This is a genomic window from Marinobacter sp. (assembly GCF_052094685.1).
GTDB lineage: Bacteria > Pseudomonadota > Gammaproteobacteria > Pseudomonadales > Oleiphilaceae > Marinobacter.
Genome location: NZ_JBQDKB010000112.1, coordinates 1 through 10,490 on the forward strand (window position 1 = coordinate 1; position 10,490 = coordinate 10,490).

The window sequence follows — 10,490 nt, forward strand, 5'->3', positions numbered from 1 at the left end:
GGGTTGGCCTCTTTCTCGGGGTATGTTTTAATACTGTTCAAATATACAGGGAATCCTGGTGTAACCACTGTACAGGTTCCGATTTATTATCTCTTCGCCGGTTTTGTTATCTCGCTGGCGGCCAAGGCAACAGAGGGTTTGCACTGATGGAAGACAATCGCAAAAAGGCATTGAACGCAGCGCTTGGTCAGATTGAACGCCAGTTTGGTAAAGGCGCGATCATGAAAATGGGCGATCAGCCTCGCGAGGCCATCCCTGCAGTTTCAACGGGTTCCCTTGGGCTGGATGTTGCTCTGGGTATAGGTGGCCTTCCGCTAGGCCGTATTGTTGAGATTTACGGCCCCGAAAGCTCTGGTAAAACTACCTTGACTCTCCAGGTTATTGCCGAAGCACAAAAAGAAGGTAAAACCTGCGCGTTTGTCGACGCAGAACACGCGCTAGACCCCATCTACGCAGAAAAGCTCGGCGTGAATGTAGACGAATTGCTGGTTTCCCAGCCAGATACTGGTGAGCAGGCGCTGGAAATTTGCGACATGTTGGTACGCTCCAACGCAGTAGACGTTATTATCGTCGACTCCGTGGCGGCTCTGACACCTAAAGCAGAAATTGAAGGCGAAATGGGCGACAGCCATGTTGGCCTGCAAGCCCGCTTGATGTCTCAAGCATTGCGTAAGCTGACCGGTAACGTGAAGCATGCTAACTGTATGCTGGTGTTTATCAACCAAATTCGTATGAAAATTGGCGTAATGTTCGGTTCGCCCGAAACCACCACCGGTGGTAACGCTCTTAAGTTCTACTCATCTGTTCGCCTTGATATCCGCCGCATCGGCGCCGTAAAAGACGGTGACGAAGTTGTGGGCAACGAAACCCGCGTTAAAGTGGTTAAGAACAAGGTATCCCCTCCTTTCCGCCAAGCCGAGTTCCAGATTCTTTACGGCAAAGGTATTTATCAACTGGCCGAAGTGCTCGACATGGGCGTTAAAGAAGGCTTTGTGGATAAATCTGGCGCTTGGTATGCCTACAATGGCGATAAAATTGGCCAGGGCAAAGCCAATGCGTGTAAGTTCCTTGAAGAAAACAAGGAAATTGCCAAGGAAATCGAAGCCAAGGTGCGTGATAGGCTGATGCCGAAGCCAGTTTCCAAGAAAGACGCTGCTGCGGCCGCCGAGGCTGCCGAGGAAGCGAGTGGTGAACTGATCTAAAGTGTCCCGGGAGGTGCGTTATGGATCGCAAAAAGAAATTGCTTATTGTTTCTCATGCGCCTTCCCTGAATACCCTCACCCTGCGCGAAGCGGTCGCCCAGGGTGCAGGCCATGAAGATATTGAAAACGTAGAAGTAAACGTGCTGGCGCCACTCGATGCTGGCCCGGATGATGTTCTTGCCTGTGATGCCATTATCCTCGGCACCACTGAAAACCTCGGTTATATGAGCGGCGCTTTGAAGGACTTCTTCGATCGCAGTTATTATCCCTGCCTGGAGAAAACCCAAGGCCTTCCATTTGCTTTTTACATTCGAGCGGGTCACGACGGCACTGGCACCCAACGCGCTATCGAAAGCATTACCACCGGGTTGCGCTGGAAAGCTGTTCAGGAGCCACTGGTATGTCGGGGCGAATATCGAGATGAGTTTGAAGGGCAATGCCGTGAGCTGGGGATGTATGTTGCAGCCAGCCTGGATGCAGGGCTGTTCTGAGGCGAGCTAGCTGGCGAAACGATTATAAAAACCTTCGATGCGCGACAGGGCGTTATCTACCGTTCTGGAATATCCCTTTTTATTGAGGCAGTAACTGAACTGCACGCTTATCCGGTAGCCAGCCTGAAAGGGAAGGCACTCCACCACTCGGGCGCAAACCTTCGACTCATTGATGTACTTGCCTTCAAAATCCATAAGCAGGCGCGTGCCTGGCTCTATGGGCCGAGGACTTAGTACAGCCATGCCGTAACGGTTCAGATCAAGACAGGTAACTTGCGCTGGGTTCTTGCCGCAGCGGAGCAACCTGCGCTCGCGTATCTGCACTCTCAGGCAGGAGGCCGGATAGCGATCCTTGATCCTGCGATCTGCGGAATCACTCATCATAGGCAGGCATCCATTGCGTATTTTGTAATTGTTATTGCCGACTATAAAGTCGAAAAGACATTGTCGGAAGGTTAAGTGTAGTGTTCGGGTATGGATGAGAACAACGAGGGGGCGAAAAAGTGTGAGGTTGATCACAAAGAAGGCCTTCCCGGAGCGTTTGCTACAATTCTTTCCTGTGAGCGCGACAGACGGGTTCGCAGAACCTACAATGACCGGCCAATGAGTCAACTGTTACAGGACCCAACCTTGAAGCCACTGTCTCTGCCCCAGCTGTACAAAGCCTGTGTTCTGAAAGAACTGCCGTTCAAATCCACCAGACAACTGGAGCCTCTGGCTGAAATTGTAGGCCAGAATCGCGCCCAGGAAGCGGTACGCTTTGCGCTGGCTATGCCCCATGGTGGCTATAACGTGTATGCCGTAGGGCGTAACGGTCTGGGCAAACGCACGATGATGCTGCGTTACTTGGAGCATCACCTGGATACTAAGCAGCAAAGCCATGACTGGTGTTATGTGGCTGACTTTGAGGAACCACGGGTTCCCAAGTTGCTTCAATTACCAGCGGGTAAGGGAGTGCGGCTGAAGCAGGATATGGAAAAGCTCATGAGCCGGCTGGTGAAAGTTATTCCTCAGACCTTCGACAGTGACAGCTTTTTGGAGCGCTCCGAGCAGTTGAAAGAAGAGTATGGGAAGAAGCAGGAAGATGAGCTTGAAAAAGTGGCCGCACAGGCGCGCCGAAAGAAAGTCAGCCTGAATATTACGACTCCCGGCGGTTACCGACTGGTGGCGATGAAGGGTGATAAGCCTCATACCGCAGAGACGTTCAAGGCACTAACGGACGCTCAGCGTGACAAATATGAAGATTCGATCAACAAGCTTGAGAAAAAGCTTCGTCAAGCGCTACGCAAATTGGCGGACTGGGAGCAGGAGTATGCCGACAAGCAACAAGCGCTGAATAAGGAAACTCTGGAAGGTATATCTAGCCACCAGATTGATGCGCTGATTGAAAGCTACAAGAATCTTCCAGATGTGGTTGGCTACTTTGAAGCTGTGCGGGCGGATTTGGTTGAGAATTTAGAGATTTTTCTTGATGACAACGAAGAGCAGGCAGCCATTGCCTATGCGTCGTTGGATAAGAAAATGCCGCGTCGTTATCTCGTCAACGTGCTGGTACACCAGAAGACCAACGAAGTTCCCATGGTGGTGGAAGACAACCCGACTTATCACAATCTGTTTGGATACGTGGAGAATGTCACCTACAAGGGCACAGTATTCACTGATTTTTCTCTGATTCGTGCGGGCAGCCTGCACCGTGCCAACGGTGGCTATTTGTTGATGGATGCCATCAAGATGCTGGAGCAGCCTTTTGTTTGGGATGGGTTGAAGCGGGCCCTGCGCGCCAGATCCATTCAGATCAATTCCCTTGAGCGGGAACTGACCCTGTCAGGGACTATCTCGATTGAGCCCCAGGGTGTGCCGCTGGATGTGAAGCTCGTGCTGTTCGGTGATCGTGAAACCTGGATGTTGCTACAGGATTACGATCCTGAGTTTGCCGAGCTGTTTCGCGTTACGGCGGACTTCGAGAATGAGATGTACCGTTCGGAAGACAGCCAGGTGATGTACGCTAAGTTTATTGCCAGCGTGGTTAAAGAAAAGAGCCTGCTGCATTGCTCAAACAAAGCGGTGGCAAGAGTCATTGAGTACAGTGCCCGTATGGCAGAGCACCAGGACAGACTCTCGTTGCACGCGGCTAATATTGCCAATTTGCTCCGGGAATCGGACTACTGGGCACGGCAGGCCGGCGCTAAATTGATTCAGGATATTCATGTGGAGAGGGCGTTGGAAAGTGCCAAATACCGAAGCAGCCGGATTCGCGATCAATTTTATGATTCAATCCGCGATGGCTCCACGTTGGTGTCGACGCAAGGCTCGGTTGTTGGTCAGGTTAATGCGCTGTCTGTGCTGTCCACCGGCGGGTTTGAGTTTGGTTTATCCAACCGAGTAACCGCCACCTGCTATTATGGAGACGGCGGGATTATGGATATTGAGCGGGATGTGAAACTGGGAGGCAATATTCACTCCAAGGGCGTGATGATTCTTAGCTCTTGGCTTGCGTCTCACTTTGCTGTGAATGACCCGATGCACTTGTCTGCGAGCCTAACATTTGAGCAGAACTATGGTGAGGTGGACGGTGATAGCGCCTCGTTGGCAGAGCTCTGCGCGCTGATATCCTCGATTTCGGGTATTCCTGTGCGGCAGGAACTGGCCATTACGGGTTCTGTTAACCAGTTTGGCGAGGTGCAGCCTATTGGCGGGGTTAACGAAAAAGTTGAAGGCTTCTTTGCCACCTGTCAGCTTAAGGGTGGGCTAACGGGTACCCAAGGCGCGATTGTGCCGGCCAATAATGTGCAGAACCTCATGCTCGACAGCGAAGTGGTTCAAGCTGTACGGGAAAGCCGGTTTTCCGTGTACGCGGTTTCGAGTGTTGAGGAGGCCGTAACTTTGCTTTTGGGCAAGCCAGCCGGTAAGGCAGACAGCAAAGGCAACTATCCGAAACAGAGCGTTTTTGGCATTATCCAGCAGCGGCTTGAGAAAATGCGTGAGCACGAGCGCCAAGAACACGCCAAGGACGATCAGAAAGATCCGTCAATTCACTGAATAGCGGCCAAAATAAAACAGACAGGAGAGAGCACACCCATGACTGATATCCAGCAAACTGTGTACGTGGTAGAGGACGACGAGGCAGTTCGTGACTCACTGGAGCTGTTATTGAGGTCTGACGAAAAAACGGTCAAAACCTATGAGAGTGCAGCGGTATTTCTCAAGGATTACTCCGAAACTATGGCCGGGTGCATTGTGCTGGATATTCGCATGCCGGGCATGGACGGCATGGAGTTGCAGAAAAAGCTGAACGAGAAGCACTCTATTCTGCCGATCATTTTTGTGACCGGGCATGGCGATGTGCCCATGGCCGTAGACGCCATGAAAGAAGGCGCTGTGGACTTTATTCAGAAGCCATACCGCGAGGAGGCGCTGCTTGAGAAAATCGAAGCTGCGCTGGAGCAGGATCTGGAACAGCGCAAAACCCTTGATGAAAAACAGGAGATTATTCGCCGGATCAAAAGCCTGACCCCTCGTGAACACGAGATCATGGATCGCATGATAGAAGGCCAGGCCAACAAAGTAATCGCTATCGAGCTGGAGATTAGTCAGCGCACCGTAGAGATTCACCGTTCCCGAGTAATGCATAAGATGGGTACCCATTCATTGGCACACCTGGTTCGTATGGTGCTGTCCGTAAAGAACCTTATCGACGCGCGGTAATCCTGTCGGCATTATGCGGTTATCTTTTTGACCGGCCTTTTACTATATGACTGAAGTTGTCAGCGAAAATTCAGAGGTTACGGTTCTGCTCGTGGATGACAATCCACAGAACCTGAAAGTTCTCTATGAGACACTGAAAGACCAAGGCTATCGACTGCTGATTGCCAATGAAGGTGAGAAGGCGCTGGATCTTGCTCGTCGCCATCAGCCTGAAGTTGTCCTGCTTGATATCATGATGCCGGAAATGGATGGCTATGAGGTGTGTCAACGCCTCAAGGCCGACCCTGAAGCGGCTGATTGTGCTGTGGTGTTTCTCTCAGCTTTAGATGATCTGCAAGCGAAAGTAAAAGGCTTCTCTCTTGGCGGCGCCGATTACATATCCAAGCCTTTCCAGTCCCAGGAAGTCATTGTCAGGGTAAAGACTCATGCCCGTGTTATTCGGCTTGAGCGAGAATTGCAGGCGCGCAATCGTGAGCTTCGGGGGGACCAGGCCCGCATTCTCAACTCTATTAGTGAAGGCATCTACGGCCTTGATGAGAACGGCACCATCGAGTTCGCCAATCCTGCGGCAGCGGTCATTATGCGTTGTCCGGTTGAGGACCTGATCGGACGTAATTTTTTCGAAACCCACTTTTCCACTGCGTCGGAGTGCCCTAAAGGCCTTCCGGTGCACGCCACATGCCGTGAGGGCATTGCAGAGAGCCAGCGCGATATCCGAATGCTGCGTGCAGATGGAATCGGATTCCCTGCCGAATATCGCTCCACGCCGAAACACGACAGCGATGAATTGCACGGGGCGGTGGTTGTGTTTCGCGACATCACTACTGAGCTTGAGAGTGAGCAGGCCCTGGAAGAGGCGCGAGAGCTTGTTCAAGAGCAGCGCCATCAACTGGCACATACTTCCCGCTTGACCACCATGGGTGAGATGGCTGCAGGTGTTGCTCATGAGGTAAATCAGCCGCTGACGGCAATAGCCAATTACGCTCGAGTCTCAAAGCGGATGATGGCCGTTGAGAATCCTAACCTGAGTTTGTTGCAGGAAACCCTCGACAAGATTGAGGCACAATCTCACCGTGCCAGTGAAATTATCCGCAGGATCCGGCGATTTATGAAAAAGCCGGCAACCGGTAAGGAAGAGTTATTTGTAGCTGCTTTGCTAGAGGACACGCGTCAGTTTGCCGAGGTGGATGCCCGTAACAACGATGGGGCGATTGAGCTTAGCGTGCCGGAGGATTTGCCGGATATTTTGGCCGACCCAATACAGGTGCAGCAAGTTGCGCTCAACCTAATACGAAATGCACTCGAGGCCACACGCAGTGCTGAGTCTTCATCGCCTGTTGAGGTGAGTGCAAAAGTGACCAGTGATGGCTATGTGCGAGTTGAAGTTCGCGACCATGGGGTTGGGCTTACGGAAGATGCTGAAGAAAAGCTATTCCTGCCTTTTTATACCACCAAAGAAGAGGGTATGGGTATTGGCCTGCCTACCTGTCGCTCCCTGATTCAAGCTCAAGGAGGGGATATCGGTTTTGAGCGCCCCGAAGATGGCGGCGCTTGTTTCTTCTTTACGCTTCCTGTGGCTAATACGCCATCTTGCTCATCCGGCGATGAGAGTCCTCCTAACGCCGTTTAGAGCCATTCGATGCGCCCGCTGAGGTGTGGCGCATCGCCTCTTGCGTTCAGCAGTTGATAGTCCCATCCAGATTTTCCTGTTCGCCAGTTCAGTTGCGCGGTGCCTGGTAGAAACAAAGGTTTCTTGAAGTGGCAGCTCACTCTTACTGGGCCTGAATGCCATTCATTCTGTTGCTCCAGAATAGCCAGCGCGTGAGCCTTGCTCCACATGCCGTGTGCAATAGCCCGTGGGAATCCAAACACCTTGGCGCTCAATGCGTGCATGTGAATTGGGTTACTGTCGCCGGAAACCTTTGCGTATTGGCGCCCGATAGACTCTGGTGCGTCCATTTCCTCTGTGTTTGGGTAATGCTCTAAGGTCGGTGGAGCTTTTTTCACGGCTGGCTCTGGTTGTTGTTCAGATTGCCGGAAGAGCATGGTGCTTGTTTCCTCCCATACGACAGTGCCTGCGGAGCTGGCTGTGGTTATCATGCCAAACTCTATGCCCCGGCTGGTGCGTTCCTGCTCACCCAGGCAGACATGAAGCTTCAGAGCCTCTCCCGTTCCAATCGCCCTGTGCTGAGTTATGGTGTTGCGCAGGTGCACCAGGCCTAGGAGCGGCAGCGGGAAAGCTTTCTCGGTTAACAGCTTAAGGTGGAGCGGAAAAGCGAGAATGTGGGGCCAGGTAATGGGTATGTGATTGCTGGGGTGAAAACCGCACACGCGTTCATATTGACTCAGGTCATCGGTAGACGTATGCGCACAAAGTAGCTCGGCGGAGAGCTTTGGGAGTGAAATGTCCGTCCCGGAGATACCTTTTTTTGGCAGGATAGCCCTGCCGTAGAGTGGCAGCAGAGCTGGAGGGGTGTCTTGGTAAGTGAAGGTGTCTGGCATGAACTTTTCTCCCTGATAGCCGGTATGTTCATGGATAGCGCATGAACGATTGACGAAAGATTGCTAATACAGGTGCCCGTTGCGTCTGGAATCTGGTACAACTGTGAGCCTGTGGCCTGATATGCTTTAATGCAAGACGTTAGTATTAAGTGGCTTTGGAAAAAGCCCACCAAATCAGGGCCTGACAAGCATGGTTTATAGGCTTGCCGCAAGTTTGGCAAACCGGTCCAGGCGGCGCATTGACTTGGGGTGTTCTGGTGGGTGTCCGCCGGGCCAAAGTAGTATCCAATAAATACAAAGCGGGATTTTATGCAGGAACTACGTGACGCGGGAGTTATGTTGCGCCTTATCTACGAGGCGATGAAAGCGAAGGGTATTGATACCGATCTCATTTTCAGTCGGCTGGGTGTGAATGCGGATTATGTTTACACAGAGCAGCTTCGCACTCCCCACAGTGCTCAAATGTTTTTCTGGCAAGCCGTTGAGGATGTCTCCGGCGACCCCAATATTGGGCTTCATCTTGGGCAGGTTCTGCCGGTGTATAAGGGGCAGGTTCTGGAATACCTGTTTCTCAGTAGCCCGACCTTCGGCGAGGGATTGCGGCGTGCAAAGAATTATCAGCGACTGCTGAGCGATGCTGCTAACACAGATTTCTACATTGATGGTGATAATGCCTGCATGGTGCTGGATACCGCTTCAGATGAAGTTCGGCGCCTTCGTCACTTCAATGAGTGCTTTGTGCAGGGGTTGGTCACATTTTTCCGCTCTATCACTGATGGCCGGTTTCACCCCTCACGAATCGAATTTGAGCATGAGCGGGAAGAAGGGCATGAGCACGTAAAGGAAATACTTGGGTGCGATGTAATATTCGGTGCTGAAGAAAATCGGCTGTACTTTCCTGCTAGTCTACTTGCTCATGCCTCGCCCCACGCAGAGCCAGAACTTTTAGATTTGCACGAGCGTTTTGCCAGTGAGCAGGTTGCCCGTCTAGAGAAAAAGGATATTGTTGGGCAGGTTGAGCGCATTATTGCAGAATTGCTGGATAGTGGTGAAGTGACGCTGGATGCAGTGGCGACACGGTTGGGTATTAAGCCTCGCACGCTACGCACCCGGCTTACGGAGGCGGAAACCAGCTTTAATCAGGTGCTCGCGGACTTCCGCTACCGTCTTGCTAGGCAGCTACTGGCAACGACGGATGAGTCTATCGATGAGATTGTGTACCTTACTGGTTTTTCGGAGCCGAGTACTTTTTATCGAGCGTTTAAGCGTTGGTCCGGCATGACCCCCATTGAGTATCGGAAGACGGCGCAAGGCAAAGATGCGATGGTCGATGCCATGTAATACGCTGGTTTTCTGAAATTTTTCAGGAAAGGCGTTGACATAAGCAGGTACCTCTTTATAATGCGCTCTCGTTGTCACCGAGTAATCAGAGCATTGATTGCATTGCCTTAAAAAGCAATCGGTTATGACATTGCGGAGCGGTAGTTCAGTTGGTTAGAATACCGGCCTGTCACGCCGGGGGTCGCGGGTTCGAGTCCCGTCCGCTCCGCCATATTCGAAAATCCGTTAGCTATTTATAGCTAACGGATTTTTTCGTTTTGGCTTCTTAATAACGTCTCGCGTCTACCGCTTTATAGCGAGTGTTTGTCGGTCGGCTGAAAATGTTCGCTCAAATAGTCCAGTAACATCCGTACCTTTGGCGACAAATGGCGGTTGTGAGGATAAATGGCCCAGATGCCGTCATCGGCTTCTTGGTATCGCTCCAGTAGGCTAATCAGTTTCCCAGAGGCCAGCGAAGGCTGAACATAGTAGTCAGGCAGCTGAACAATACCGATGCCTTTAACGGCTGCATCCAGAAGTGCCCAGCCGCTGTCGCACATAATATTGCCTTTTATCCGGATATTGTGGGGCCTGCCCCGTTCCTGAAAGCGCCAGTAATCCAGGTTGCCCTGTAAGCAATTGTGTTGTTCCAGCTCTGACAAAGAGTGGGGAACCCCGTAAGTCGACAAATACTCCTGTGAGGCGCATACATACAGGGTTCGTGACGACAGCCGTTTGGCCATCATGCTGGAGTCTTCCAGCTTGCCTAACCGCACAGCCAAGTCATAGCCTCCGGCCACCAAGTCCAATTTCTGATTGGTTAGATTTAGCTGTATCTCAAGCTCCGGGTAGCGCAGTACGAAATTGTTGACCATAGGGGCAATGACCTTCTCGCCAAAAGTTATCGGCGCAGTCAACCGCAGCTTGCCCTTGGGGATCAACTGAAGGTTTGTCATGACACGCTCTGCTTCTTCTAGGCCATCAAGCACCTGCCTGCAGTGTTGATAATAGGTCTGCCCGGCTTCAGTTGCCGACACCTTGCGAGTGGTTCGGTAAAATAACTTGGTTGATAGCCTGGCTTCTAAAGCACTGACCTGGCGGCTAACCTGGGCGGTAGAGATGCCCAGCCTTTTAGCGGCAGCGGTAAAACTCTCTGTTTCTGCAACTGCCACAAACTCACTGACACCTTCCCAAATAAACATCCGCTTCCCCCTCCCATGCCGACTCTTGGCGCGCTTAGGTAAAAACGCACTAGCAGCCTGTCGGACTT

The 10,490-nt window shown here is 51.9% G+C and carries 9 protein-coding genes and 1 tRNA gene; 7 read left to right on the forward strand and 3 right to left on the reverse strand.

From position 1 onward, the window contains the following. The first annotated feature begins 146 nt into the window (after window positions 1-146). Entirely contained in the window at window positions 147-1,202 is a 1,056-nt protein-coding gene (gene recA / locus ACTH3S_RS16290) for a recombinase RecA (RefSeq protein ID WP_441810065.1), read from the forward strand. A 20-nt stretch (window positions 1,203-1,222) separates the two neighbouring features. Continuing rightward, window positions 1,223-1,693, forward strand: a complete 471-nt coding sequence (locus ACTH3S_RS16295; protein WP_441810066.1) for a flavodoxin family protein — start codon at window positions 1,223-1,225, stop codon at window positions 1,691-1,693. Between the two features lie 6 nt (window positions 1,694-1,699). Here the strand turns inward: ACTH3S_RS16295 and ACTH3S_RS16300 are convergent, their stop codons facing one another. After that, complete coding sequence (locus ACTH3S_RS16300) at window positions 1,700-2,077, reverse strand: PilZ domain-containing protein (protein WP_441810067.1); 378 nt, start codon at window positions 2,075-2,077, stop codon at window positions 1,700-1,702. A 219-nt stretch (window positions 2,078-2,296) separates the two neighbouring features. On the opposite strand from ACTH3S_RS16300, the gene ACTH3S_RS16305 reads away from it, so the two are divergent. The 3 genes from ACTH3S_RS16305 to ACTH3S_RS16315 are packed head-to-tail and all read left to right on the forward strand — an operon-like array spanning window position 2,297 to window position 7,028. After that, window positions 2,297-4,732 (forward strand): Lon protease family protein, encoded by a 2,436-nt coding sequence (locus ACTH3S_RS16305; RefSeq protein ID WP_441810072.1) that lies wholly within the window; start codon window positions 2,297-2,299, stop codon window positions 4,730-4,732. A 39-nt stretch (window positions 4,733-4,771) separates the two neighbouring features. Further along, window positions 4,772-5,398, forward strand: coding sequence for a response regulator FixJ (gene fixJ, locus ACTH3S_RS16310; protein ID WP_441810068.1), 627 nt, complete (start codon window positions 4,772-4,774; stop codon window positions 5,396-5,398). A gap of 46 nt (window positions 5,399-5,444) precedes the next feature. Continuing rightward, on the forward strand, window positions 5,445-7,028 hold the full coding sequence (locus ACTH3S_RS16315; protein WP_441810069.1) for an ATP-binding response regulator: 1,584 nt from the start codon (window positions 5,445-5,447) through the stop codon (window positions 7,026-7,028). Here ACTH3S_RS16315 and ACTH3S_RS16320 read toward each other — a convergent pair. Further along, a complete protein-coding gene (locus ACTH3S_RS16320) occupies window positions 7,025-7,900 on the reverse strand; it encodes a MaoC/PaaZ C-terminal domain-containing protein (protein WP_441810070.1) in 876 nt (291 codons plus the stop codon). The genes ACTH3S_RS16315 and ACTH3S_RS16320 overlap by 4 nt on opposite strands. Window positions 7,901-8,209: 309 nt before the next feature. Here ACTH3S_RS16320 and ACTH3S_RS16325 point away from each other — a divergent pair, with 309 nt between their 5' ends. Then, window positions 8,210-9,241 (forward strand): AraC family transcriptional regulator, encoded by a 1,032-nt coding sequence (locus ACTH3S_RS16325; protein ID WP_441810071.1) that lies wholly within the window; start codon window positions 8,210-8,212, stop codon window positions 9,239-9,241. A gap of 134 nt (window positions 9,242-9,375) precedes the next feature. After that, window positions 9,376-9,452: transfer RNA gene (locus ACTH3S_RS16330), tRNA-Asp, on the forward strand. 79 nt (window positions 9,453-9,531) lie between these two features. Here the strand turns inward: ACTH3S_RS16330 and ACTH3S_RS16335 are convergent. Further along, complete coding sequence (locus ACTH3S_RS16335; protein ID WP_441810073.1) at window positions 9,532-10,422, reverse strand: LysR substrate-binding domain-containing protein; 891 nt, start codon at window positions 10,420-10,422, stop codon at window positions 9,532-9,534. Window positions 10,423-10,490 lie beyond the last annotated feature (68 nt).

Excerpts from the sequence above, each read along its gene's own strand:
- recA (WP_441810065.1), top strand. The coding sequence starts at position 147 with ATGGAAGACAATCGCAAAAAGGCATTGAACGCAGCGCTTGGTCAGATT.
- ACTH3S_RS16295 (WP_441810066.1), top strand. The coding sequence starts at position 1,223 with ATGGATCGCAAAAAGAAATTGCTTATTGTTTCTCATGCGCCTTCCCTG.
- ACTH3S_RS16300 (WP_441810067.1), bottom strand. The coding sequence starts at position 2,077 with ATGATGAGTGATTCCGCAGATCGCAGGATCAAGGATCGCTATCCGGCC.
- ACTH3S_RS16305 (WP_441810072.1), top strand. The coding sequence starts at position 2,297 with ATGAGTCAACTGTTACAGGACCCAACCTTGAAGCCACTGTCTCTGCCC.
- fixJ (WP_441810068.1), top strand. The coding sequence starts at position 4,772 with ATGACTGATATCCAGCAAACTGTGTACGTGGTAGAGGACGACGAGGCA.
- ACTH3S_RS16315 (WP_441810069.1), top strand. The coding sequence starts at position 5,445 with ATGACTGAAGTTGTCAGCGAAAATTCAGAGGTTACGGTTCTGCTCGTG.
- ACTH3S_RS16320 (WP_441810070.1), bottom strand. The coding sequence starts at position 7,900 with ATGCCAGACACCTTCACTTACCAAGACACCCCTCCAGCTCTGCTGCCA.
- ACTH3S_RS16325 (WP_441810071.1), top strand. The coding sequence starts at position 8,210 with ATGCAGGAACTACGTGACGCGGGAGTTATGTTGCGCCTTATCTACGAG.
- ACTH3S_RS16335 (WP_441810073.1), bottom strand. The coding sequence starts at position 10,422 with ATGTTTATTTGGGAAGGTGTCAGTGAGTTTGTGGCAGTTGCAGAAACA.